Source organism: Sphingomonas sp. 179-I 2A4 NHS, assembly GCF_045369135.1.
In the GTDB taxonomy this organism is placed as follows: domain Bacteria; phylum Pseudomonadota; class Alphaproteobacteria; order Sphingomonadales; family Sphingomonadaceae; genus Sphingomonas.
This window is the reverse complement of sequence record NZ_JBIQFL010000005.1, coordinates 26920-52764: the sequence shown is the minus strand read 5'-3', so window position 1 is coordinate 52764 and position 25845 is coordinate 26920. Positions and strand designations below refer to the sequence as shown.

The following is a 25845-nucleotide window of genomic DNA, read 5'->3' as shown; positions in this document are numbered from 1 at the left end:
TTCGTCGGCTCAGCTGGTGACGAAGCACTTTTCGCCGGCGACGGTGAGGCGACCGCAGATGTCAGCGGCGGCACCAGCGCTGCCGGCGTTGACCTTCAGGCGATAGACCTTGCGCCCGTTGACCTCCGCCTGCTGCACCGATTTGCCGAGCGTCGCGACATAGGCAAAGCGCTTGGCGATCGCGCTCCACGCAGCATTGGCCGAGGCTTCGCTGGGGAAGGCGCCGAGCTGGACGAGCGAGCCACCCGAGGCGGCGCCGGGGACCGGGCCCTTCGGCGCCGTCATCGGGGCGGCAGCCTTCAGCTTCTCGACCGCCTGCGGCACCGATGCCACGACCTTGGGCGCGCCATCCTTGGCAGGGGCAGGATCACTGGCGCGGCGGCCGGTGATCGGCGCTTCGGGCACTGCCTTCAGATCGATCGAGGCCTTGGAATCGGCGCCCGCGCTGGCGGCGATGGCGGAATCGCCCTCGCCTTCCACCTTCAGCCCGCCCGGATCCTCCGGCTTGATCTTGTAATCGCCTTCCTGGGCGACGATCAGCTCGCCCTGCCCATCCGGCGCGCTGCCCTGCATCCTGAAGATGCCGAACACGATCGCGGCAAGCAGCGCCAAGCCAAGGAGAACGAGGACGACGACGCGGAAGATGCCCGAGCCTTCCGGCTCGTCAGGCTCAACGGTTTCGAGCCAGGGTAGCCGGTCCTCGTCCCTGAGATCGAATTCGTCGCTCGCCATGCCCTACATCTCCGATACTGCCTCCACCCCCATAATGGAGAGACCGTTACGAATGATTTGCCCGATCCCATCGGCCAAGAAAAGTCGTGCGGCCGTGACGGCGGGATCGTCGGCGAGGACGAAGCGGCGATCGGGGCGATCGTTGCCGACATTCCACAAGGCGTGGAACGCAGCCGCCAAGTCATAGAGATAAAAGGCAATCCGGTGCGGCTCGCGCGCCGCCGCGGCGGTTTCCACGACACGCGGGAATTGCGCAGCCAGCTTCACCAGCGCCAGTTCCTCCGTATCAAGCCGGGACAAGTCCGGCGCGGAAAGTTCGACCTTCGCCTCCGCGGCACGGCGACGGAGCGAGGCGATCCGCGCATGCGCATATTGCACGTAGAAGACGGGATTGTCCTTCGACGCCTCGACCACCTTGGCGAAGTCGAAATCCATCTGCGCGTCAGACCGCCGGGTGAGCATCGTGAAGCGCACCACGTCCTTTCCGACTTCACGCACCACATCAGCAAGCGTCACGAAGTTACCGGAACGCTTGGACATTTTAACCGGCTCACCGGCGCGGAGCAGGCGCACCATCTGCACGAGCTTGACGTCGAACCGGACCTTCCCCTCGGTGAGCGCGGCGACCGCGGCCTGGATGCGCTTCACCGTGCCGGCGTGATCGGCGCCCCAGATGTCGATCAGTTCGTCAGCGGTCTGCGCCTTCTGGAAGTGATAGGCGAGATCGGCGCCGAAATAGGTCCACTGGCCGTTCGACTTCTTGATCGGGCGATCCTGATCGTCGCCAAATTGCGTAGAGCGGAACAGCGGAAGCTCGACCGGCTCCCAGTCCTCCGGCGTCTCGCCCTTGGGAGCTTCGAGCGTGCCGTCATACACCAGGTCGCGCGCACGCAGCCACGCTTCGGCCGCCTCCGGCTTGCCCGCAGCCTGCAGCTCCGCTTCGGACGAGAAGATCTCGTGATGGATGCCGAGCAGCGCGAGATCCGCCTTGATCAGGCGCAGCATGGCAGCGACGGCTTCCTTGCGGAACAGCGCCAGCCACTCGGCCTCGGGTGCGTCGACGTACCGATCGCCATAGGTCTGGGCGAGGTGCTCACCGACCGGGACCAGATAGTCACCCGGGTACAGGCCCTCCGGAATGGTGCCGATGTCGGCGCCCAGTGCCTCGCGATACCGCAGGTGTGCGGAGCGGGCGAGCACGTCGACCTGGCCGCCGGCGTCGTTGACGTAATATTCGCGGATCACCTTGTGCCCGGCGAATTCCAGCAACGAGGCAAGCGCATCGCCGACCACGGCGCCGCGACAGTGGCCCATGTGCATCGGGCCGGTGGGGTTGGCCGAGACATATTCGATGTTGACCGTCGTCCCCTGCCCGCGAGTCGAGCGGCCGTAATCCGCGCCGGCGGTGGCGATGGCGGCCAGTTCGGCGCGCCAGCTTTCGTCCGTCAGGCGCAGGTTGATGAAGCCTGGTCCGGCGACTTCGACGGCGGTGACATCCTCGAGCTTGCCGAGTTCCGCCGCGATCTTCTCGGCCAGCGCGCGCGGGTTCTGCTTGGCGGGCTTCGCCAGCACCATGGCTGCATTGGTAGCAAGATCGCCGTGTGCGGGATCGCGCGGCGGCTCCACCGTCAGGTTGCGGCGATCGACCGACGCATCCAGCGCGCCGGCGGCAACGAGGGCGTCGAGCGCAGCGTCAACATGCGCGGCGAAACGGGGATAAAGCGTCATGACTACCGTTCTGTCCGTGAAGCCGCGCCCGATAGACCAACCGGAGCGATGCGACAAACGGTGAGCAGCGCGTGCAGAAACTGCAACCGGATCGGCACACTTTGCCATCGCCATGTTGCAGCGCAGCACATACGCTGCATTGCAGAAGATCAAGGAGGGGTGCCGGGTTTTCCACTCAGGAGATATCCGATGCGTAAGCTGATCACCACCGCCGCTTTCCTGACCGTCCTGGCCCCCGTTGCAGCGCATGCCGACGATCAGAAGACCTTCACGCACGAGCGTGACACCTATGTCTACGAGACCGCGAACAACGCCGATGGCAGCACCGTAATCACGGGTCGCCGCATCGGTGGTGAGCGTTTCCGCCTGATCCTGAAGGGTCAGCGCGTCACGGGCAACGTCGGCAACACGCCGGTCGCGTTCCGCGCGCCGCCGGCCGGCGGCACCGCGATCGTCACCGCCGCCAACTGAGCTGAAGACGGGCGGGCTACAGCGCCCGCCCGGGTTCAGGCCACGAGGCCTGAGAGCGGCGCGCCCTTTCCGATCGCCGGGAACAGCGCCGCGCCAGTACGCGCGGGATCGAGCGCGAAATGGCCGGCGAGCGCGCCGGCGATCAGATCGTCGAGCCGCATGGTCGGCTTCAGATCGCGCCCTTCGTAGAGTGCCGCCGGGGCGAGCCCCGGCCAGTCGGCCAGCACGCGGCCGCCCTTCACACTCCCACCCAGCAGCATCGCCGCGGCGCCCGTGCCGTGATCCGTCCCGCCAGTGCCGTTCACCGCGACGGTGCGGCCGAATTCGGTGGCGACCAGCACCAAGGTGTCGTTCCACACCGGGCCGAGCCCCTGTTCGAGCGCGGCGATCATCGCGTCCAGCCCCTTGAGCTGCGCGGCGAGCCGGCCCTTCTGGCCACTGTGCGTATCCCACCCGCCGGTCTCGATCATCGCGATTCGCGCGCCATCCGTCGGCAACAGCAGGCGCGCCGCGAGTGCACCGGTCTGCGCAGCGTTCTGGCCGTTGTTCCGGGTGAGATCGCCGGCGAGCTCGCGCGTGCCGAGCGCCTCGCTCCAAAGCGCGTGAAGCTGCGCATCGCCCTGGTAGAGCATCGAGACGCGCTGGAGCAGGTCGTCCGACGCATCGGGCAGCGCTGACGGGGCGTAGCTCGCCACCTTGTTGTCGCCGCGAAGCGCGATCGGCACGGTGGAGGAAACCGCAATCGCGCGCGCGCCGTCCTGCGGCAGCAGGCCGAGTAGGCGATTCATCCATCCATCGCGCGACTGGTAGGCGGCGGCGCCCCCGGTCTCGAGCACGTTCTGGCCGTCGAAATGCGAGCGATCACGATAGGGTGAGGCAATCGCCTGGACGAACAGGGCCTGACGCTGGCGGTACAGCTGTGCCGCGTTCGTCATCGACGGGTGAAGCGCGAACATCCCGTCGAGCTTCGTCGCGGCGGCGGCATCCTCCGCAAAGGCACCGCGCAGGCCGGCGAAGGCGGGGTCGCCGACCGGCATCACGGTGGCGAGGCCATCGGCGGCGCCGCGCTGGATGATGAAGACGAAGCGGCGCTCGGTGGCGGCACGGGCGAAGGCCATGCGCGGGGCGAGGCCGGCGGCGAGCGTCGTCAGCGCGCCGCCGATGAGGAAGGAACGGCGATCGTACATGGCGTTACCTCCGCATCATTTCGGGCGTGACGAGCAGCAGCGCGAGCGCCAGCCCCGAGCTTTCCGCGCGGCGCAGCGCCTCCGCGCTTGCGGGAGACAGGGCATCGGGGAAGAGCCGGGTGGCGAGCGCGCGGGCGTCCACATCGCTGCTGCGCTGGGCCAGCCGCTCGGCCGCTTCGACCCGGCGCATCAGCGCGTCGGAGCTCGACCAGGTTGTTGATATGTCGTCGAAACCGCTCGGCTGACCGGGCTTCCAGACGGGCTGGCCAAGCTGGTTCAGGAGGCCTGCGCCGGAGCCGGCAGCGACCGCCTCCCTGCCTGTCGCGCGCATCGCGGCGATCGACCATTCCCACGGGCTGCGGAACTTGGCTGGCTGCGGCGACCAGGCTTCGGGGGAGGCGATGATCGCGCGATAGACGGTCGGCAAATCGCCGCCGGAGCCCAGAAAAGCCCGTTCCAGCCGTGCTATCATGGGCTCGGGCGGGGTATCGCTGGTGAAATGACGGGCAAGCTTGGTCGCCAGATGGCGCGCCGTGGCGGGATGATGCGCAAGATCGGACAGCACTGAACGGGCCTGATCCTCCGCGGCTTCGGGATAAGTCTTGCCAAGGATCGTCCGCGGGCCCGGTTCATGCAGATCGGCGGCGAAGGCGAAGCCGCCGGTTACCTCGCGTGCGCCGGTGCGGCGGCCGATTCCCGGCACCGTCCAGCCGGTGAGCGCGCGGGCAAGCTCCGTGACGTCGGCCTGGGAATAGCCGGTGCGCACGCCCATGGTGTGAAGCTCGAGGATCTCGCGCGCGAGATTCTCGTTCAGCCCGCCCTTGCGCGCCATGACGCGGGGACGCTGGCCGAAGCTGCTGCCCGGGCCGATCGATTCGGCCTGGTTGAGATAGAGCAGCATCGCGGGGTGCTGCTCCACCGCCAGCAGCAGATCGGCGAAGCTGCCCATGATGTTCGGCCGGATCGCCTCCATTTCGAAGACGCCGGCGAGCGCGGTGCTTGGCGCATTGTCCGCCGATACGGCGAAATGATTGGCCCAGAAATGCACCAGCCGCTCGGCGAACGGGGTAGGCGTGGTGAGCGCTGCGGCGATCCGCGCGTCGACCGCATCATTATAGTGGAAGCGAAGCGCGCGGCGCGCATCGCGGCGCAGGATCATCGCGGCAGTGACGTCTTCGTCCCCCGCCCCTCCCTGACCGGCGCCGTCGCCCTGATCACGGCCGGCGCGCCTCACCGCGCGGGCCTGCTCCTGATAGTCTGCGATGTCCTGCACCACGGTGGCGGTGGAGGACAGCGACTTGAGCGACGCGGGGCGCGGCTGATATTGTTTCAACTGCCGTTCAAGCCAGCCGCGCGGATCATCCGGCAGCGCATCTTCGGGACGCGCGCCGAGCCCAAAGCGGTTCAGCGCGATCGATCGTTCGCTCATTCTCACAAATCCTCGTGCGCCACCCCATGGAACGAATTTGTCGCACGATTATGTCAAAGAGGCGCGGCGGTACGCGCAAGCGCGGTGATCAGCCCTGCGCGCCGGCTGCGGTGGTCTCGCTGATCGGATGCTTCGGTTCGGGCGAAAGCGTGCGGGCGAGCGTCTCGAACCCGCCATCGGCGATGCGGATCTCGTTGAAGGCGGGCGGCGAGGTGCGCAGCCGCTTCGACAGCGTGCCGGCGCCGATCAGCCGCACCGTCCAGTCGCCGCGCTGATAGGGCACGTCGAAGGGATCGTGGACATGGCCGGTCAGCACCGCATGTGCGCCGGCATCGGCGAGCGCCGCCAGTGCCTCGGCGCCGTTGCGGGTGCGCGCCGTGCCGCGCGTCGGACCTTCGATCAACGGGTGATGCGCCGCAACGAAGATGAGATTGCCCTTCGGCGCCTGGCGGGTGAGATCGAGCGCCCGCTGCAGGGCGCCGTCGCTGACGCGACCCTTGGACCAGTTGAGACGAAGCTGCGCCCGCGCGGTCGTCTTCAGCGGGATGATGGAGACGCCGGGAAGGTCGAGCGGCTGTTCGATCAGGCGTTCGGCCGCGCCGTAGCGCTTGTAGGGGCTGAACAGGCGGCGGATCGGATCGGAATAATAAGGGATGTCGTGATTGCCGACTTCGACGGTGACCGGCACGCCCAGCGAGCGCAGCCATTTGCCGCCAGCGTCAAATTCGTGCGGCTTGGCCCGCATCGTCAGATCGCCGGTCATGATCACCGCGTCCGGCCGTTCTTCGGCGACGCAGCGTTCGAACCAGGCGAGCGCCGCAGGATCCTCCGCACCGAAGTGCACGTCGCTTACGTGAAATAGCTTCATTGGCATGGCCAACGCCCTGCCCGCCTAATGGTTCGCGGGCAATCGCGATGGTTGCAATCACATCATCAGATACGACGATGCTTCCCGCCATATTGCTTGCCGATATAGCCGCCGATGCGCGCCATCTGATCGGCCGCGGCACGGGCCGCTTCGCCGCAGCAGGGCAGCGGATCAACGTCCGCCTGGGTCGCGCGCATCGCGACGCGATCGCACAAGGTTTCGATATCAGCCCGGGTGAGGATGTTCTTTTCACGAAGCAGACACAGCAAGCTCTGCAGGATGACGACGGCTTCCTCGCCCGAGTGCGATTCATGCACCATGGGTTCTCTCCTATTTATAGTACGGGAGAGTAACCATTTGGTTCCGGGGTGCAAGCCGCTCAGTTGAGGCCGCCGCCGAGCGCCCGGTAAAGCTCCACAAGGTTCGTCGCGCGTGCCTGACGGGTCGTCACCAGCTGTTGCTGCGCCGCATAGGACGTGCGCTGCGCATCCAGTGCGACGAGGAATGAATCGACCCCGGCGCGGTAGCGCGCGTCCGAGAGGCGAGCGGCGACCTGTGCCGCCTCTGCCCGCGCGGTCTGCGCTGCAACCTGTTCCTCGATCGTGCCACGCTGCGCCAGCGCATCGGACACTTCGCGGAAGGCGTTCTGGATCGCGCGTTCGTAGGTGGCGACCGCCGCCTGCTGAGACGCGCGGGCATATTCGAGGTTGCCCGCGTTACGACCGCCATCAAATAGCGGCAGCGCAACCTGCGGGCTGCCCGAATAGGTGAAGCTGCCGCTGCCGAAGAGGCCGGACAGCGCGGTGGAGATGGTGCCGATCGCCGCCGTCAGCGATATGCGCGGGAAGAAGGCGGCGCGCGCGGCACCGATGTTGGCGTTCTGCGCGATGAGCTGGTGTTCCGCCTGGAGCACGTCCGGACGGCGCAGCAGCACTTCGGAGGAAAGGTTGCCGGGCAGCGCGTCACGCGTCGGCGTCTCGGCGCCGAGGCCGCCGGGCAGCTGATCGGCCGGAATGGTGGTGCCGGCGAGGAGGTTCAGCGCATTCTGATCCTGCGCCACGCGCGTTTCGAGCACGGCAATGTCGTTGCGGGCGGCCTGATAGTTGGTTTCCGCCTGCCGCGCGGCAAGCTCCGACGCGACGCCGATGCGGAATTGCGCGCGGGTAAGGTCCAGCGACTGCTGGAAAGCCTTCAGCGTTTCACGGCTGATTCGCAGCTGTTCCTGATCCGCCGCCAGCGTGAGCCACGCGGTGGCGATTTCCGCGATCAGGCTGATCCGGGCCGACCGCTGCGCCTCTTCCGAGGCGAAATACTGCTCGAGCGCGGCCTGGCTCAGGTTGCGGACGCGGCCGAACAGATCGAGTTCGAAGGCCGAAAAGCCGAGATTGGCGGTGTAGATGCTGAGATCGGACGAACCGCCGGTCGCCGCGCCAGCGCCCGCCCCTGCGCCGACCCCGCCGCCCACTCCGCCGCCGGCACCAGTGCCGCCGCCAGCGCCGGTGCCGCCACCCGCGCCCGCCCCGGCACCTTGGGCGCCGAAGATGTTGTTGGTGTAGGTCGCGCCGCCCGAGAGCGAGGTGGTGGGCACGAGATCGGATCGCTGGACGCGATATTGCGCGCGCGCCTGAAGCACGTTCGCCGCGGCGACACGCAGATCACGATTGTTGGCGAGGCCGGTCTCGATCACCTGCCGCAGGCGCGGATCGACGAAGAAGTCGCGCCAGCCGACCGCCGTGATGTCGGGCGCGTCGGTCGCGGCGCGCGGATAGACGCCGCCTTCCGGAAGCGTCACCGGCACGGCGCCGACCGGGCGCACGTACTTCGGCGCGAGGTTGCACCCCGACAGGGCAGTCGCGAACGCCAGGGTCGCAAGGAGGGAACGGCGCTTCATCGTAATCATGCTCCCTGCGGCGCCGGACCCTCGTCCTGCTCCCGCAACGGTGGGTAATTGTGCGGCTGCGGATCGTTGCCCTCGGCATCGTCGCCCTTACCGTGGCCGAACAGCCGCGCGATCACGACGAAGAACATCGGGACCAGGAAGATCGCCAGCACGGTGGCGCTGAACATGCCGCCGACGACCGAGCGACCGATCGCATGCTGGCCACCGGCGCCCGCGCCGCTCGACAAGGCAAGCGGGAGCACGCCGAAGATGAATGCAAGGCTGGTCATCAGGATCGGACGCAAGCGCAGCTTGGCTGCCTCCACGGCGGCGTCGAACGGCTTCATGCCTTCGGCAATCCGTTCCTCCGCGAATTCGACGATGAGGATCGCGTTCTTCGCTGACACGCCGATCGTGGTGATGAGACCGACCTGCAGATAGATGTCGTTGTTGAGCCCGGTCATCGCCGCCGCGAGCAGCGCACCGATGACGCCGAGCGGCACCACCATGATGACCGAGATCGGGACCGACCAGCTTTCGTACAGCGCGGCAAGGCAAAGGAACACGATCAGCAGCGACAGGGCATAGAGCGCCGGTGCCTGGCCGCCCGACAGCCGCTCCTCATAGGAAAGGCCGGTCCATTCGAGCTGCGTGCCGGGCGGCAGCTTGGCCTGCATTTCCTGCATCGCTTCCATCGCCGTACCGGTGCTGACGCCGCGCCCGGGCGAACCCTGCAGCTGCATCGCCGGCTGGCCGTTGTAGCGGGTCAGCTGGACCGGCGCGTTGGTCCATTCCAGCTTCGAGAAGGCGTTGAACGGCGCCATCTGTCCATTGTCACCGCGCACGTAGAAGGAGCCGATGTCTTCGGGGCGCATGCGATAGGGCTCGTCCGCCTGGACATAGACGCGCTTCACGCGGCCGCGATCGATGAAGTCGTTGATGTACGAGCCGCCAAGCGCGGTCGCGATCGTCGAGTTGATCTGGCCGAGATCGAGGCCAAGCGCGCGCGCCTTGTCCTCATCGACATCGACCTTGAGGCTGGGCGCGTCCTCCAGGCTGAGCGGGCGGACCTGCGCGACGCGCGGATCCTGCGCGGCCATGCCGAGCAGCATGTTTCGCGCCTGCGTCAGCTTCGCGTGGCCGATGTTGCCGACGTCGACGAGCTGCGCGTCGAAGCCGGTGGCATTGCCGAGCTCCTGCACCGCGGGCGGCACCAGGGCGAAGATCATGCCGTCCTTATACTGCGAGAACGGGCCCATCGCGGCGGCGGCGATTGCCTGGGCGCTGTTCTCGCCACCCTTGCGCTCGTCCCACGGCTTCAGGTTCACGAAGGCAAGGCCGGCATTCTGGCCCTGGCCGGCGAAGCTGAAGCCGTTGACTGTGAACACCGCCTCCACGCCCGGCTGGGACAGGAAGTAGTTGCGGACGAGTTGCAGGCCCTTTTCGGTGCGCGAGGTGGTGGCGCCGGCGGGGCCCTGCACCAGCGCGATCACGGTGCCCTGATCCTCGTCGGGAAGGAAGGCGCTGGGCAGGCGCGCGAAGAGCACGACCATGCCGCCGACGATCAGCAGATAGACGAGCATCGAGCGCTTCCAGTTGCGCGCCGTCTTGCGCACCCCGCGTTCGTATTTCGCCTGGCCGCGATCGAACTTGTCGTTGAACCAGCGGAAGAAGCGGGCGAAGATCCCGTTGCCCTGGTTCTTGTTCGGATCGTGCGGCTTCAGGATCGTCGCGGCGAGCGCCGGGGTCAGGATCAAGGCGACCAGCACCGAGAGCACCATCGCCGAGACGATCGTGATCGAGAACTGGCGATAGATGACGCCGGTGGATCCGCCGAAGAAGGCCATCGGCAGGAACACCGCGGACAGCACCATGCCGATGCCGATGAGCGCGCCGGAGATCTCGTCCATCGACTTTCGCGCGGCGTCCTTGGGACTGAGCCCCTCGTCGACGATCAGGCGCTCGACATTCTCCACCACGACGATCGCGTCGTCGACCAACAGGCCGATGGCGAGCACCATGCCGAACAGGGTGAGCGTGTTGATCGAATAACCCGCGATCGCCATCACCGCGAAGGTGCCGAGCAGCACGACCGGCACCGCGATGGTCGGGATGATCGTCGCCCGCCAGTTCTGCAGGAACAGGAACATGACGAGGAAGACGAGGACCACCGCCTCGATCAGCGTGTGGACGACCTGCTCGACCGACAGGCGGACGAACGGCGTGGTATCGTATGGGTAGACGACCTTGACGTCGGACGGGAAGCTCTTGGCGATCTCCTCCACCCGCGCCTTCACCGCCTCGACGGTGTCGAGCGCGTTGGCGCCGGCAGCGAGGCGGACGCCGAAGCCCGAGGCGGGCTTGCCGTTGTAGCGCGCATCGAAGCCGTAGTTTTCCGCGCCGAGCTCGACCCGGGCGACGTCCCGCAGGCGCACAATCGCGCCGTCCTGCGACGTCTTGATGCGGATCGCGCCGAACTGTTCGGGCGTCTGGAGGCGCGACTGTACCGAGACGGTCGCGTTCAGCATCTGCTCCTTGGGCGCTGGCTGCGCGCCGATCTGGCCCGCCGAAACCTGCGCGTTCTGGGCGCGCACGGCGTTCTGCACGTCCGCGATCGTCAGCTGGTAATTGTTGAGCTTGAGCGGATCGACCCAGATGCGCATCGCATATTGCGCGCCGAACACCTGGAGTTCGCCAACGCCGGTGACGCGGCTGACGGGATCCTGCAGGCGCGAGACGACCATGTCGGCAAGATCGGTCGCGCTGTGCGATTCATCCTGCGAATAGAGGCCGACGATGACGAGGAAACTCGCCGCGGACTTCTGCACCTGAAGCCCCTGCTGCTGCACTTCCTGCGGCAGCAGCGGCGTCGCGGCCTGGATCTTGTTCTGCACCTGCACCTGCGCGATGTCAGGATCGGTGCCCTGCTCGAACGTCAGCGTGATGGTGAGGATGCCGGCCGAGGACGACGAGGAGGAGAAGTAGCGCAGGTTGTCGATGCCGCGCAGCTGCTGCTCGATGATCTGGGTCGTCGTCCGCTCGAGCGTCTCCGCGTCGGCGCCGGGATAGGTCGCGGTGATCGACACCGCGGGCGGCGCGATCTCCGGGAACTGCGCGACCGGGAGCGAGCGGATGGCGATGGCGCCAGCCAGCATCAGGACGATCGCGATCACCCATGCGAAGATGGGGCGATCGATGAAATAGCGTGACATCTGGGGTTACTTCGCCTGCGCCTGGGCCTGGTTGCTGGCCTGACCCTGGGGCTGGCCGCCCTGTTGTTGCTGGGCGCCGCCGGGCGCACCGGGCGCGCCACCGGCGGGCTTTGCGTTGGGGCTCCAGGCGAACGGCTTCACCGGCATGCCGGGGCGGAGCATCATCGCGCCCTCGACGACGACCTTGTCGCCCGGTTTCAGGCCGCTGGTGACCAGCCAGTCCTCCCCGATGGTACGCGAGGTGGAAAGGACGCGCGGCTCGAGCTTGCTGTCCTTGCCGACGACCAGCACCGTGGCGCGGCCCTGCTCGTCACGCGAGACGGCGCGCTGAGGCACGAGGATGCCGTTCTCCTGCGTCCCCTCGATCAGTTCGGCGCGGACGTACATGCCCGGGAGCAGCAGCCCCTGCGGATTATCGAAGATCGCGCGGATCGTCTGCGTGCCCGTGGCCGGATCGACGCTGACGTCGGTGAAGAGCAATCGGCCCTCGATCGGGTAGATCGACCCGTCCTCCAGGCGCAGCCGGACGCGCGCCGCGCCGCCGCCGCGGGCGAGATCGCCCGCCGCGATCTGCTGACGCAGGCGAAGGAGATCGGCGCTGGACTGGGGCACGTCGACATAGATCGGGTTGAGCCGCTGGATCGTGGTCAGCGCGCTGGCCTGACCGGAGGTGACCAAGGCGCCGGTCGTGGCGACGGCAGTGCCGATGCGGCCCGAGATCGGCGCGCGAACGGTAGTGCGCTCCAGATCGATCTGGGCGGAGCGAAGCGCGGCCTGCTGCGCGGCGACATCGGCCTGCGCCTGCTGCGCCGACGTGATCGCGTTCTCGTAATCCTGCCGGGCGATCGCGTTGATCTTGACCAGTTCGCCGTAGCGCCGCTGCAGCGCGCTGCTCGACGCGATCGCCGCGCGGGCACGGGCGAGCGAGGCGCGCGCGCTGGCGACCGCGGTGACATAGGGCTGAGGATCGATGCGGAAGAGCGGCTGGCCGCGCTTCACCATGTCGCCTTCGCGGAACAGGCGTTCGATGATGATGCCGTTGACCTGCGGGCGGACCTCCGACGTCTCGTACGCGGACGTACGACCCGGCAGAACCGTCGTGAGCGTCACCGGCTGGCTGGTAACGGTTACAACGCCAACCTCAGCGGGCCCCTGCTGTTGCTGTTGTTGCGCGTCGTTACCTTGCCCGCACGCCACCAACGGCGCCAGCATCAGCGCCGAAAGCGCGACCCTCTTGAAAGACATGCGATTCTCTGTGATTATTGTGAGTGATCGTTCACTCACGTTTTTTGCTACTGCGAACAGGCGCACGCGTCAAGAAGCGACAAAAGAAGCGACAGAGGAGATTTTGACATCACCGTGTGCTGCCCCTCAACGCAAAATGCGCGCGCCGGGCGTGCCACCGCTCGACGCGAAAAGGTAATCCAAGCGGCGAGAACGGCTTTCAAGGCGAATGGGTTCCATGCCACCGGCATTGCGCAGATCGCGCACGCCTCCGGCGTGGCCGTCGGCCAGATCTATCGCGACTTTGCCAACAAGGAGGCGATCGTCGCCGAGATCGTGACTCGCGATCTGGAGGAGTTCCTGTCCGAGGGCGGCCTGTGCGAAGCGGGCGCAAAGGGCGATGCCGCCGCCGTCCACGACTGGATCACGCGATTCGTCACTTGCGCGGACCCGGAAGGCGGCCGCCTGGTGGCCGAGATCATGGCCGAGGCATCACGCAACCAGCGGATCGCGGAGATCGTCCGCACCCTGCACGACGGCATGCGCGGGAAGCTGACCGCGGCGTTGCGCGTGCTGGCCGGGCCAGCCGCGCCATCGGAGCGGATCGAGCAGGTGGCGGAGATGATCCACACCGTCGCCGCCGGCGTGTTCCAGCGACGGCTGACCGCGGTCGACCAGCCTAGGGTTCAAACCCAATCAGCATCTTGAGGGATGACAGGTTTCCTGATTCATTGGGGTGTGGATCAGGAGAGGTGAGGCATGGCGCTGTTCTGGTTGTCGGATGAAGCGTGGGCGGCGATCGAGCCGCATCTGCCCAAGAACCAGCCCGGTGCCCGACGGGTAGACGACCGGCGGGTTATCTCCGGGATCGTGCATGTGCTGAAGATCGGCTGCCGCTGGTGCGACTGCCCAGCCGATTACGGGCCATCCACGACGATCTACAACCGGTTCAACCGCTGGTCGCGCCGTGGCTTCTGGCTCAACCTGCTCGACGCGCTGGTGGATGCCGGCGTGGTCACCAGAAGTACCGCGATCGACAGCACCTACATCAAGGCGCAACGCGCGGCCTTCGGCGCAAAAGGGGGCGCCAGATCCAGGCGATCGGTCGCTCGCGCGGTGGCTGGACGACCAAGATCCACGCGCTCACCGATGTCATCGGCCGCCCCTATGCGCTGATGCTGACGGCCGGCAATGTCAGCGACGTGAAGGCGGCGCCTGCGCTTCTCGAACGGGCTGGCCGCATGCGCTACCTCCTTGCTGACAAGGGCTATGATGCAGACCGGCTGCGCCGCTCGCTCCGCGATGCTGGAGCCGTCCCTGTCATTCCCGGCCGTCGAAACCGCAAACGCACCATCCGCTACGACAAGGACAGATACCGTGGCCGCCACCTGATCGAGAACGCCTTCTGCCGCCTCAAGGACTTCCGCCGTGTCGCCACCCGCTACGACAAACTCGCCGCCAACTTCCTGTCAGGCGTCGCCATTGCAACCGCGCTCGCATTCTGGCTCTGATTGAGTCTCAGCCCTAGTGATGCGGCGATCGATGGGCTGATGCACTGCATCGATGCGACGATCGAGGAGCTTCGCGCGGCACCGTGAGCTGGCTGCGCGTCCCCCACGTGACTATCTGAAGAGAGAAACGGCGTCACCCGGATCGGGCTTGGGGTGACGGACCTCAGCTACGGAAGCGCAGGCCGATCCAAAGCGTGCGTGGCATGGCGCGTTCGATGATGTCGGCGCCGCTGATGCCGGCCTCCACCCGCTCGTCGAAGAGGTTCTCGCCGCGCGCCTCGATCGCCAGCGCACGGGTGATCGGCAGCGCGAGATAGCCGTCGAGCGTGGTGGCCGGCACCAGGCTGCGGCTGTTCTGATCGTCTTCGAACTGGCGCGCCGAATGGCGCACGGTTGCCGACACCGTCAGCGCATCCTGCCGCAAGCCGAGCGTCGCGGAAACCAGATCGCGCGGCGTCTGCGCCGGGCGAAGGCCATCGAGCGGCGCGGCCGCGCCGGACGCCTCGACGCGCGGATCGACATGGCTCCACGACGCGATCGCGAAGACGGGCCCCGACGACCAGTTCGCGTCTAGCTCGAAGCCGGTCGAGCGGATCGCGTCCAGATTCTGCCGCACACGATAGACGCCGCCCGCGCCGACGAAGCCGACGCCCGGGAAATTGCCCGGCCCGCGGCCGGCGGTGACGTTCGATATCGCGCCCTTCAGCCGGTTCCAGAACACGGTGGCGGCGAGCGACACGTTGGCGGCCGGCGTGATCGTCACACCGCCGTCCACCCCGGTCAGCCGTTCAGGCGCGAGCGCGGCATTGGCAGCGACCGCGTCCGCGCCGACACGAAACGGACGATACAGCTCGTTCAAGGTCGGCAGGCGCCAGCCGCGATAGCCGCTCACCCGCAGCGTCACCGCGTCGCTGGCGGCAAAGGCAGCGCCGGCCCGGCCGGTCCATTCGGTCCCCTTGCGATCGGCGTAGCTAACGTCAGTGAGCGGGGCGAGCGTCGCGATCGTATATTCATCGAGGCGGCCATCGGTGATCCGCCAGCGATCGATCCGGCCGCCGAGCGTCAGCGTGAGGGCGCCTGCCTCCGCGCTGGCATCGGCGAAGAGGCCCAAAGTGCGGCTGCTGCCCCCCGCCACGCGGCGGCGGGTCGGCTCGCCAGCGACGAAGGTGTAATTCTCCTGCGTCCGCCCGGTCACGTCGCGGACATCGGCGCCGATGCGCAGCTCCCGCCCCTCGCCCACCGGTGGCACCAGTTCGACGCGGGCGCCGAGGCCGGTGGCGGGCGTGTTGTACTGGTCGAGCGTCTGCGTTGCGGTGGTGCGGCCGGCAGAGAGGCTGGCAAACTGCGAGGCGAAGGCGCGCGTCTGCAGATAGGCGAGCGCCGAGAAGCCCCAGTCGCCGCGGCCGACGAGGCGAAGGCTGGCGTCGGCGCCTTCGCTGCGGTTGCGCGTGAAGTCCGTCCCGCGGTCGCGCGTATCGGTGAATGCGCTGAGGTTTGCCTGCAATTCGGTGTCCGGGGCGACGGCAATGACGCCGCGGATCGCGGCCGACGCCTGTTCGTAGGGCGCCGGGCGATCGGCGGGGCCGCGGTCCTCCGCCACCGTCGGGATGAAGCCGTCGCCGCGGGCGTACGCTGCCGAGACGGTCGCGAAGCCCGGCCCGGAGAAGAAAGTGCCCGAGCCTTGCGCCTCGACCGAATCGCGGCTGCCGTACGCGAGGCTACCCATCAGGGCGGGGCGATCACGCGGATCGGCGCTTTCGAGCTCCACGGTGCCGGCGAGCGCGCCCGGACCGAAATAGCCGCTGCCGCCGCCGCGCGTGACGCGGACCCTGCCGATGCGATCGGTGGCATAGGCCGGGAACGGCACCCAGCCGCCGAACGGATCGGCCTGCGGCACACCGTCCAGCACCAGCAGCGCCCGGCTGGAGGCATTGCCACCGATGCCACGCAGCGAGATGCCCTGGCTCGTCGGGTTGGCGGAGCGCGAATCGGAGCGGCGGAACTGCTGCAAGCCGGCGACATCGGCGAGCACGCTTTCCAGCCGGTCACTGGCGTTGGCCGTGATCCGATCGGCATCGATCGTGACGACGTCCGCCGTGCGATCCCCTGCCCGCTCGTCGAGGCCACGGCCGGTAACGACGATATCCGGCCCGCTTTGCGCCAGCGCGGTGGTGGACAGGAATACGGCGCCGAGCGCGGCGGAGGACAGGCGGATCATCGCCCGCCTATGGGTTGGGTAGGCGGGCCGGCGCAACCCGCATGTCACGGGTTGCTCAGGCGAATTGCTCGGTCGGCTGCACGGCGGCGAGCGCGTTGGTGAAGCGTTTGCGCCACCAGATCACGTCATGATCGCGGACATTCTCGAACATCGGCTGCCAGCGTTCGATCCGCTCCTCGCGGGACATGGAAAGCGCACGCGCGATCGCGTCGGCGATCTCGTCCGGGCTGTAGGGGTTCACCAGCAGCGCGCCCTCCAGCTGGGCGGCGGCGCCGGCAAAGCGGGACAGGATCAGCACGCCGGGATCCTCCGGATCCTGCGCGGCGACGAATTCCTTGGCGACGAGGTTCATCCCGTCGCGAAGCGGCGTGACGAGGCCGATGCGCGCGGCGCGGTAAACGCCGGCGAGGACGTCGCGCGGCAAGCCGCGGTTGACGTAGCGAAGCGGCACCCAGTCGATATCGGCGAAGGCACCGTTGATGCGCCCGGACAGGGCATCGAGCGTGTTGCGGATATCCTGATAGGTCTGCACCGTGGCGCGGGACGGCGGCGCGATCTGCAGGAGCGTCACTTTGGTACGCTCCTCGGGCCGGGTTTCGAGGAAGCGCTGGTAGCCGTTGAAGCGTTCTTCGATGCCCTTGGAATAATCCAGCCGGTCGACACCGACGAGCAGCGCGCGCCCGTCCGCGCTCTGCATCATCCGCTCATAGGTGGCGGTGGCCGCGTCGCCGCGCGCGGCAGAGATGAACTCGCGCGCGTCGATGCCGATCGGGCAGGCGATCGCGCGGATCGTCCGCCCGCCAACGGTGACGAGATCGTCCGGCCCGACCGAGCCGCCCATCTCGCGCACCACATAGTCATGAAAGGTTTCCAGCCACTCGCGCGTGTGGAAGCCGATCACGTCATAGGCGAACAGCGCCTCCACCATGCGGCGATGATCAGGCAGGGCGACGAGGAGATCGGTCGGCGGCCAGGGGATGTGGAGGAAGAAGCCCAGCCGGTTCGACACCCCGCGCTGACGCATCAGCCAGCCAAGCGGGATCATGTGGTAATCGTGGACCCAGATGAGGTCTTCGGGCTCGACATGCGGGCTGATCACGTCCGCGAACAGCTGGTTCACCCGTTCGTAGCCGCCCTGGAAATCGCGTTCGAACTCGGTGAGGCCGAGGCGATAGTGGAACAGCGGCCAGAGGGTGCGGTTCGCATAGCCCTCGTAATATTCCTCCACGTCCTGCTCCGGCAGGTCGATCGTGGCGGAGGTGACGCCGGCGTAGGTTTCGAACTTCAGCTCGCCGGTCTCGCCCGTTTCGCCCGACCAGCCGAACCAGATCCCCTCCGCCTCGCGCAACGCGGCGGTCAGCGCGACGGCGAGGCCGCCCTGGGCGGTGGGCTGTTCCTTCGTGGGGGCGGAAACGCGATTGGAGATGACGATCAGGCGGCTCAACGGAAGGCACTCCACGGCTGGCTCAGCAGCACCGCGCAGTTGATCATGCCGACCAGCGAATAGGTTTGCGGGTAATTGCCCCACAATTCGCCGGTCACCGGATCAATATCCTCCGACAACAGGCCGGCGGGGGTACAGCGCGACAGCATCTCCTCGAACAATTCGCGCGCATCCGCGTCTCGCCCGGTGAAATGCAGCGCCTCGATCAACCAGAAGGTGCAGACGTTAAAAGCGGTATGCGGCAGGCCGAAGTCATCCTCGGTCGCGTAGCGCAGCATGTGCGACCCGCGCCGCAGCCCTGCCTCGCAGGCGTCGAGCGTCGAGCGGAAGCGGGGATCGTCCGGCGCGAGGAAGCGCAGGTCGAGCAGCTGAAGCAGGCTGGCGTCGAGATCGTCGCCGCCGAACGTCGCGGACATGCGATCGCTCTCCGCCCGCCATGCCGCTTCCTCGATGCGCACGCGCATGCGATCCGCGCGATCGCGCCAGAACATCTGGCGATCGCCAAGACCAAGCGCGCCGGCAGCGTTCGCGAGCCGGTCACACGCCGCCCAGCACATGGCGGCCGAATAGGTGTGGACATGGCTCTTGGTGCGAAGTTCCCACAAGCCGGCGTCGGGCTGGTCGAACTTCTCCCACGCGCGTTCGCCGACCGGCTCCAGCGCCTTGAAATCGTCGAGCCCGGCGATGCGCAGCAGGCGGTGGTCGAAGAAGGCCTGGGCGTTCGACAGGACGATCTGGCCATAGGCGTCGTGCTGGACCTGCTCATAGGCCTGGTTGCCAACGCGCACCGGGCCCATGCCGCGATAGCCGTTCAGCGCGGGCGCCTCGCGTTCGATCAGCGTCGCTTCGCCGCCGACGCCGTACAGCGGCTGGATATGACCGCCGGTGGCGTTGTCGACGATGTTGCGGAGATACTCGAGATAGCCTTCCAGCACATCGAGCGCGCCCAGGCGGTTCAATGCCTGGACGGTGTAATAAGCGTCGCGCACCCAGCAGTAACGATAATCCCAGTTGCGCTGAGATCCGGCATGTTCGGGGATGGAGGTGGTGAGCGCCGCGACGATCGCGCCGGTTTCCTCATGCTGGCACAGCTTCAGCGTGATCGCCGAGCGGATCACCGCTTCCTGCCATTCCGGCGGCGTGGCGAGGCCGCGTACCCAGTGGCGCCATTCCTCCGTCGTGCGATCGAGCATGTTCTCGAGCGCGGCCGGGATATCCTGCGAAAAGCTTTCGTCCGGCCCGAGGAAGAAGTGCAGCGGGCGTTCGACGCGGAACAGCCGCTCGTCCTCGATCCAGCCGACCGGCGCCGTCGTGGACAGGCGCATGACGCTATCGTCGAGGAGATAGCGGATGTGGTTCGAGCCGCGGGTCGTTTCCGGCCGCGTCTTGCCCCAGTCCACCGCCGGGCGCAGGCGAACGCGGATGCGCGGGCTGCCCGCGACGGGGCGGACGATGCGCACGAACGCGACCGGGCGGTACATCCGGCCGGTCCGATGGAAGCGCGGGCAGAAGTCGGTCACCTCGATCGCATTGCCGTGCACGTCCTCGTGCCGGGTGACGAGGATCGGGGTGTTGCGCTTGTACCGCTGGCTGACCTTGGCAGGCTGATCGATGTCGATCTCCCAGAAGCCATAGGCGTCCTCGCCGGCGGGTGGCTTGTCGTCGAGCAGCGAGCAAAAGGCGGGGTCGCCGTCGACGCGCGGCGTGCAGCCCCACACGAAGCGGCCGGCGCGATCGACCAGCGCGGAGACCTGACAATTGCCGATCGGCCAGAGATCGAGCGTCGCGGTCATGCCGCCTCCCCCAGCCAGCGCCGCACGGCCGCGACGTCATCGAGGCGATAGCGCGCGGCGGTGGGCCGTTCGGCGCCGACCAGCACGCCGATGCCGCCGTGATCGGCGACTGCGACGAACCCTGCCTCGTCCGTCACATCGTCTCCCGCGAAGACGGGCACGTGGCCGGCGAATGGCGGGTGATCGAGCAGCGCGTTGATCCCGCTTCCCTTGTCCTGACCGCCGACGCGCAGCTCGACCATCATCTTGCCGTCCTGCACCACGAGGCCGTCGGCACCGGCATATTCCGTCACCAGATGCCGCGCGGCGGCTTCATGCTGCGGCGCCATCCGGTAATGCGCTGCGACCCCCAGCGATTTCACCTCGATCACTACCCTGTCGTCCCCCCTGAATTCGTCACGCAGCGCCTGCTCCGCATCGACCAGCGCAGCCGGCCGATCCGGCACGATCAGCGCATCGCCGATACGCAGCTCCGCCCCGTGGCTGCCGACCACCGCGATCCCGGGCACCTTTTCCCCTAGGAACGCATCGACCTGCGCGATCGACCGCCCACTGACTAAGGCAATTCGGCCGGCAAAAGTTCCGCGCAGGCGACACAGGAGATCAACCAGCGGGGCATCGACGACGACCCCGTCGGGACGATCGACCAGATCGACGAGCGTGCCGTCGAAATCGAGCAGCAGGCAGTGCCGGGCGGGTTCGAGCGACGGCGGGGGCAGCAGGGCATCAGTCATGCCGCGCCCTTAGGATGGCCGCGGCGGGAGCGAAATGGCCGATCAACCAAGCGCCAGCTTCTCGCGCTCCGCCAGGAAGGGATCGGCGTATGGTTTGGCGGGCAAGGCACTACCGTCATCTTAGCCGGTCGAGCGATGGCGGAGCGGCAAAGGCAACGGCTGCCGTCAAAGCCCTTCGCCGCCGACCCATTGCGCATTCGCCAACCGGCGGGCGAGCGTCCAGTTCTGTTGCCGGATATCGGGCACCGCAACGACTTCCCACAGCCCGCCGCGGGTCATCGGGCCGATGCAGTAGAGCGAGTCCTGGACCGTGCCGTCAGCGGCAATCACCCGTGACTGGGCATCAACCTCCAGCCCGATCCGCAACGGATCGGGGCGGATCGCGCCGGCTGCCAGCAATTGCTTGATCAGCGGCTCGGGCGAGCGAAGAAGATCGCCCTGCGGCCCGGTGCAGTTGACGATACGGCGGGCGAGCGTTTCCTCGATGCGATCGATGCCGCGCGGGCGCCAGCGGAGGCGAACCCCCTCCCCTTCGGCAGCGGCCGAGACGATCTTGCCGGCAGCGAAGCGCAGCCGGCCCGCCGCGCACAAGCCGTCGATCCGCGCCGCGACCGACGGCGCAAGGCGGTGGCGGTGCACATCCCAGAACGGGCGTGCGTGGCGCAGGAAGCGCTGGCGTTCCTCGTCACTGAGCGCCCCCCACAGCATTTGCGTGACGGGACGAAGCTCGTCGACGGCGGTGCGCCAGTCGACCTCCTCGGCGCGCCGGCGCAGGGTAGCGACGAGCGCGGAGAGGCGCGTGCCTGGTCGTTCGCTGAGGCCAGTCACTGGCGGGATGGTGGCATGGGCGCGCGGCACCAGCCCGCGGCGCGACATCGACAGGATGTGGCCCTGAAAGCCGGATGCATCGAGCAGGAGCGCCGCATCGATCGCGGTGAGGCCGCTGCCGACCAGCACGACGGTATCGTCCTTCGACAGGCCCCGCGTAATATCTTCTGCCCAGGGATCGCCGGCATAGGTGCCGGGCGGCAGCGCATCGGGGTCGAGGCCCGGCGGGGTGTGCGGCGGAAGGTTGCCGAGCGCGAGCACCACCGTCTCCGCCTCGATCGTTCGACCATCGGCAAGCCGGACAGTGGAGACGCTTTCGCCGAGGTCCACCGCGATCGCTTCGCCATCCACCAACGTCAGGCGGTCGCCGTGCTCCCGCTTCGCCTCGTCCAGCATGTCGCGCAGATAGGCGCCGTAGACGCGGCGCGGCACGAAGGTGCCCCGGTTGCCAAGGCCGTGGTTTTCCAGCCAGGTGACGAAATGATCCGGCTCGTCAGGAAACGCGCTCATGTTGCCGGCGCGCACGTTCAGCAGATGCTCCTCGCTGGCGGCGCTATAGGCGACGCCGCGGGCAAGCTGCGGCCGGCGCCGCTCGATCAGTGTGGCGCGCGGGCCTTCGTAGCGCATGAGGTTGATCGCGAGCAGCGCGCCTGAAAAGCCCCCACCGACGATCACCACCCGATCGTCCACCATGAACTCGCTCCCTGCTACGCTCGGACCGCGACGCAACAGCCACAAAGCCGGGGCAGGTTCAACTCGTAGCAGGCCGTAGGGAGCGCATGGCCGGCCGCCGAAGCGTCACCGCTGACACGGAGCCGATGGTTAGAGAGCGACGCCGCGGACGCGCTGGCGCAGATCCGCCTTCAATACCTTGCCGGCCTGGTTGCGTGGCAGCTCGGTCATCAGCACCAGCCGCTCGGGGACCATATGCTCGGGCATGCGGGCGGCGGCGAAATGCGCCTGGATGGCAGCCAACGTGGTGGTCCGGCCGGGCTTGGGAACGACGAAGGCGCATACCACTTCCACCACGCCGCGATCGAGCGCGCCGACGACGGCGACCTCCGCGACGTCGGGATGCGCGCGCATATGTTCCTCCACGTCACGACTGGCGATGTGGTGCCAGCCGCGAATGATCACGTCCTTCTTGCGATCCGTGACGATCAGATAGCCGTCCGGATCGAGCCGGCCGATATCGCCGGTGCGAAACCATCCGCCGGGCAGGAACGCCTCCTCGTTCAGCCTCTCATCGTGATAACCAATGAATTGATCCGGGCCGCGCACGGCGATCTCCCCCTCCTCGCCGGCGGGCACGTCCAGCCCGTCCTCGTCGACAAAGCGGATCTCGACGCCGCGCATCGGGCGCCCTTCGGTGGTCAGCCGTTTTTCGAGCGGATCATCGGGATGGCCGATGGTGATCGTCGGATGTTCGCTCGACCCATAACATCGGAAGGTCCGCACGCCATGTGTGGCGCACCGGTCGATCAGCGTCGGTGGCACGGACGCGGCACCGACCAGACATTGTCGCAACGTCGCGAGGCTGCGCCCTTCCCGCTCCACTGCGTCGATCAGTTCGGCAAGATGCAGCGGCGTGAACGAACAGGTAGTGACGCCATATTGCTCGATCAGCCAGGCTGCCTGGGCAGGATCCCAGCGATCCATCATCACCATCGGCGCCGCCAGCACGGCAAAACGCAGCATCGAGAGCGCGCCAGCGACATGGCCAGGCGGCCAGGCGTTGAGCGACAGCGCGCCCGCCTGATCATCCCGTACGGATGCGAGCGCGAGCAATTCCTCCAGCAACGATCGGCCGCTGTGCTTCACCCCCTTGGGGCCTGCGACGGTGCCCGAGGTGTAGATCAGCATCGCCAGATCATCGGGCGAGCGCGGCTCGCTCGGCGTTGCGGCGATCGGCGCGAACATCGCCTCCCACGGGATCGTCCCTTCGGGTGCATCGACGATCACGATCTGCTGCAGCGATGCATCACGCGAACGATTGGGATCGTGCCTGACGGAGACGATCAGGCGGGCGCGGGATTCTTTCAGCATGAAGCTGGTATCCGCCTCGGCACGGCCGGGCACGATCGGAAGCAACACGGCGCCGGCATGAACGACGCCGATGGTGGTGATCAGCCACTCGACGCTGGCCGGCAGCTGTACCGCGACGCAATCACCCGGCTTGATCCCGAGCCGGCTCAGATGCGCACCGAAGCGCAAACCGGCGGCGTGCACCTCATTCAGACGATAGGGACCGGACCGCTCGCCACCGCTGACGACAAGCCGCGCATCGGGGTGACGCGCCGCCGTGACCGCCATTGCATCGGCTAGAGACTGCTCTGCCGTGAACCACATCTGCGCGGCGCTTTGAACGTGCATTGCTCCCAGGCCGATAGTGACTGCGTAATTGATACGGCAGCTTCACGTCAGGCGCCAGTCGGCCAGGACATGGCGGCGAGCGATAACGCGACCAAAATGAGACAAATCCGCCTAGGCGTGAAGCGCCCTTGGACGGTCCGGCCGCAAGTCAATTAGCTAGCAACATTCATGCTATGACAAAATGGAGCTGCTGAATTACTCGGAGCTCCACTCTGGTCTTCTCTCGACTTTGTCGAATATAACAACGACACACAATGATGTAGATTATCCCGCGAAGATTATACCGTGCCTGAACGCCCAGTCAGCGACAAAGGCTTGATTGATCCGTGCGCGGCAAATCCGCGTGGCTCGAAATAAGGTAACGCTTAACGAAATATCACCTCGGGTACATGCCCGAGGTGATATCCACGTTTTACTTGCAGTGCAGCAAATGAGCCGATCGACTTATTTGCCAGTCCAATTTGGCTTGCGCTTTTCGGCGAAGGCCGCGGCGCCTTCGCGTGCATCGGCACTGGTGAATACGGGGCCCATCAGCGCACCCTGACGGCTCCAGCGTTCCTCGACCGGCCAGCTCTTATACTCACTGATGATCTGCTTCGAGACCTGCACGGCGAGCGGGCCATTGGCGCTGATCGTCGCGGCAAGCTGAAGCGCTGCATCAAGCGCGGGGCCATCCGTCAGGCGATTGACGAGGCCAAGGGCATAAGCACGCTCGGCATCGATGAAGTCGCCGGTCAGCGCCAGCTCCATCGCGACGCGCGGCGGGATCTGTTCCGGCAGGCGGATGAGGCCGCCGGCACCGGCAACCAGGCCGCGCTTTGCCTCGGGAATGCCGAACTTGGCCGAGGCGTTTGCGACGACGAGATCGCACGCGATCATCAGTTCGAGCCCGCCGGCGAGCGCATAACCGTCGACCGCGGCGATCAGCGGCTTTTTCGGCGGGGCCTCGGTGAGACCGCCGAAACCGCGGCCCGCAACCGACGGCGTCTCGCCGCGCAGGAAGCCCTTGAGGTCCATGCCCGAGCAGAAGGTGCCGCCCGCACCGGTGATGATCGCCACACGCAGGGAATCCTCACTGTCGAGCCGATCGAGCGCCGCGGCGATGCCCTCCGCCGCCGCCTTGGTCATCGCGTTCTTCGCTTCGGGCCGGTTGATCGTGATGACCAGGATACCGTCCTGGTCGTGCGTCAGCAGTTCTTCGCTCATCACCCTCTCCTTTGATGTCGATCGGATCTTGGCAGCGGCCGTGGCGCTGAACATTCCGGCCGGTCAACTGGCGCGACTGTCAGGCGATCCGGCCAGCTGGTATCAGCCGGGCGCTGCTCAGGCGGCCGCTTCACTACGGCTGATGTGGCGCGCCTCACCCGTGTTGGCGGTGACGCCAAGGCCGAGAAGCTGGAACAGTTCTGGCGAGACCGCGCGCTGCGTTTCGGACGACAGCGCCGCGTTCCAGTTCACCTGCGGGCGTAGAAACGCCTTGCTGTAATAGCCGAAAAGCAGGGCGCGCTCCTCGTCCGCGGTGACGTTCGCGCCGGAGGTGTGCCACAGCCGACCGTCCATTGCGACGATCGACCCTGCCTTGGCCTCGAACGGCCGCAGACGGTCCTTCGCGTCGCCCGGCACGTCATCATGCGTCTGCCAGCGGTGGCTGCCCGGGATGAACAGCGTGGCGCCGTTCTCGAAGCGAACGTCGCTGAGGCACCAGATGATGTTGATCGCCCAGGCATCGTGCCAGGGCGCCGGCACGACGATCGACTGGTCGGAATGAAGCGCCATGGAGCGGGCGCCCGGCCGCGCGATATTGGCGGTGAAGTTCGAGATCATGAAGCCGCGGCCAAGCACCGCCTCGACGATCTCCAGCGCAAGCGGATGGCAGATCAGATCGCGGAAGACCGCATCATGTTCGAGGAGGTAGAAGACGCGCACGTTACTGTCGTTGGGATCGAGCACCGGCATGAAGGTGGAGATGCCGCGCGCCTCGCTCGCCTCCGCCGCGGCATAGAGCCGGTCGAGCGCACGGCGGGTGGTCTCCGCATCGATGACGTCGGGAAGGACGCACCAGCCCTCCTCGCGAAGCTGCTGCCTCTCCGCCGCCATCTCGCCGGCGGGCCGGGCCTGATCGTTCGCTGCGCCATCACCGGCGCGGATCATCGTCGCCATCGTCTCTCTCCCGTCGATCCGGCGATGACTGTGCGCCATCGCCGCGCTTTGTCA

Annotated in this window: 19 protein-coding genes and 1 pseudogene; 3 read left to right on the top strand and 17 right to left on the bottom strand. The window is 67.2% G+C overall.

What is annotated here, in order from left to right; all coding sequences use genetic code 11:
- Positions 1-9: 9 nt before the first annotated feature.
- Both ACH0CP_RS10480 and argS read right to left on the bottom strand, forming a co-directional pair.
- Positions 10-732 (bottom strand): SPOR domain-containing protein, encoded by a 723-nt coding sequence (locus ACH0CP_RS10480; RefSeq protein WP_294444456.1) that lies wholly within the window; start codon positions 730-732, stop codon positions 10-12.
- A 3-nt stretch (positions 733-735) separates the two neighbouring features.
- Positions 736-2460 carry an arginine--tRNA ligase gene (argS, locus tag ACH0CP_RS10475; RefSeq protein WP_406888847.1) on the bottom strand — a complete coding sequence of 575 codons (1725 nt, stop codon included), beginning with the start codon at positions 2458-2460 and terminating at the stop codon, positions 736-738.
- Positions 2461-2649: 189 nt separating this feature from the next.
- Here argS and ACH0CP_RS10470 point away from each other — a divergent pair, with 189 nt between their 5' ends.
- Positions 2650-2931: a hypothetical protein gene (locus ACH0CP_RS10470; protein WP_294444453.1), complete on the top strand. Its 282-nt coding sequence runs from the start codon at positions 2650-2652 to the stop codon at positions 2929-2931.
- Between the two features lie 35 nt (positions 2932-2966).
- On the opposite strand, the gene ACH0CP_RS10465 is transcribed toward ACH0CP_RS10470, so the two are convergent.
- From ACH0CP_RS10465 to ACH0CP_RS10435, 7 genes are all read right to left on the bottom strand, one after another.
- On the bottom strand, positions 2967-4118 hold the full coding sequence (locus ACH0CP_RS10465) for a DUF1501 domain-containing protein (protein WP_406888848.1): 1152 nt from the start codon (positions 4116-4118) through the stop codon (positions 2967-2969).
- 4 nt (positions 4119-4122) lie between these two features.
- Positions 4123-5547: a DUF1800 domain-containing protein gene (locus ACH0CP_RS10460; RefSeq protein WP_406888850.1), complete on the bottom strand. Its 1425-nt coding sequence runs from the start codon at positions 5545-5547 to the stop codon at positions 4123-4125.
- Positions 5548-5635: 88 nt separating this feature from the next.
- Positions 5636-6415 (bottom strand): metallophosphoesterase, encoded by a 780-nt coding sequence (locus ACH0CP_RS10455; RefSeq protein WP_294444464.1) that lies wholly within the window; start codon positions 6413-6415, stop codon positions 5636-5638.
- 65 nt (positions 6416-6480) lie between these two features.
- On the bottom strand, positions 6481-6735 hold the full coding sequence (locus ACH0CP_RS10450; RefSeq protein ID WP_294444451.1) for a hypothetical protein: 255 nt from the start codon (positions 6733-6735) through the stop codon (positions 6481-6483).
- Positions 6736-6794: 59 nt separating this feature from the next.
- Positions 6795-8315, bottom strand: coding sequence for an efflux transporter outer membrane subunit (locus tag ACH0CP_RS10445; protein ID WP_406888852.1), 1521 nt, complete (start codon positions 8313-8315; stop codon positions 6795-6797).
- Complete coding sequence (locus ACH0CP_RS10440; protein ID WP_294444449.1) at positions 8312-11506, bottom strand: efflux RND transporter permease subunit; 3195 nt, start codon at positions 11504-11506, stop codon at positions 8312-8314. The genes ACH0CP_RS10445 and ACH0CP_RS10440 overlap by 4 nt, the downstream gene beginning before the upstream one ends.
- 6 nt (positions 11507-11512) lie before the next feature.
- Positions 11513-12751, bottom strand: coding sequence for an efflux RND transporter periplasmic adaptor subunit (locus tag ACH0CP_RS10435; RefSeq protein WP_406875693.1), 1239 nt, complete (start codon positions 12749-12751; stop codon positions 11513-11515).
- Positions 12752-12865: 114 nt separating this feature from the next.
- Here ACH0CP_RS10435 and ACH0CP_RS10430 point away from each other — a divergent pair, with 114 nt between their 5' ends.
- Both ACH0CP_RS10430 and ACH0CP_RS10425 read left to right on the top strand, forming a co-directional pair.
- Positions 12866-13438, top strand: coding sequence for a TetR/AcrR family transcriptional regulator (locus tag ACH0CP_RS10430; protein ID WP_406888854.1), 573 nt, complete (start codon positions 12866-12868; stop codon positions 13436-13438).
- A gap of 51 nt (positions 13439-13489) precedes the next feature.
- A pseudogene (locus tag ACH0CP_RS10425) lies at positions 13490-14241 on the top strand (IS5 family transposase).
- A gap of 163 nt (positions 14242-14404) precedes the next feature.
- Here ACH0CP_RS10425 and ACH0CP_RS10420 read toward each other — a convergent pair.
- The 8 genes from ACH0CP_RS10420 to ACH0CP_RS10385 all read right to left on the bottom strand — a co-directional run bounded on the left by ACH0CP_RS10420 (position 14405) and on the right by ACH0CP_RS10385 (position 25830).
- On the bottom strand, positions 14405-16459 hold the full coding sequence (locus tag ACH0CP_RS10420) for a TonB-dependent receptor (protein WP_406888856.1): 2055 nt from the start codon (positions 16457-16459) through the stop codon (positions 14405-14407).
- A 55-nt stretch (positions 16460-16514) separates the two neighbouring features.
- Entirely contained in the window at positions 16515-17903 is a 1389-nt protein-coding gene (locus ACH0CP_RS10415; RefSeq protein WP_406888858.1) for a trehalose-6-phosphate synthase, read from the bottom strand.
- On the bottom strand, positions 17900-19696 hold the full coding sequence (locus tag ACH0CP_RS10410) for a glycoside hydrolase family 15 protein (RefSeq protein ID WP_406888860.1): 1797 nt from the start codon (positions 19694-19696) through the stop codon (positions 17900-17902). Before ACH0CP_RS10410 ends, ACH0CP_RS10415 begins: the two co-directional genes overlap by 4 nt.
- Positions 19693-20430 carry a trehalose-phosphatase gene (gene otsB / locus ACH0CP_RS10405; RefSeq protein WP_406888861.1) on the bottom strand — a complete coding sequence of 246 codons (738 nt, stop codon included), beginning with the start codon at positions 20428-20430 and terminating at the stop codon, positions 19693-19695. The genes ACH0CP_RS10410 and otsB overlap by 4 nt, the downstream gene beginning before the upstream one ends.
- Positions 20431-20595: 165 nt before the next feature.
- Positions 20596-21951: an FAD/NAD(P)-binding protein gene (locus ACH0CP_RS10400; protein ID WP_406888862.1), complete on the bottom strand. Its 1356-nt coding sequence runs from the start codon at positions 21949-21951 to the stop codon at positions 20596-20598.
- A gap of 129 nt (positions 21952-22080) precedes the next feature.
- A complete protein-coding gene (locus ACH0CP_RS10395) occupies positions 22081-23607 on the bottom strand; it encodes a class I adenylate-forming enzyme family protein (protein ID WP_406888864.1) in 1527 nt (508 codons plus the stop codon).
- Positions 23608-24075: 468 nt separating this feature from the next.
- Complete coding sequence (locus ACH0CP_RS10390; protein WP_294444587.1) at positions 24076-24837, bottom strand: crotonase/enoyl-CoA hydratase family protein; 762 nt, start codon at positions 24835-24837, stop codon at positions 24076-24078.
- Between the two features lie 117 nt (positions 24838-24954).
- On the bottom strand, positions 24955-25830 hold the full coding sequence (locus tag ACH0CP_RS10385; protein WP_406888866.1) for a phytanoyl-CoA dioxygenase family protein: 876 nt from the start codon (positions 25828-25830) through the stop codon (positions 24955-24957).
- Positions 25831-25845 lie beyond the last annotated feature (15 nt).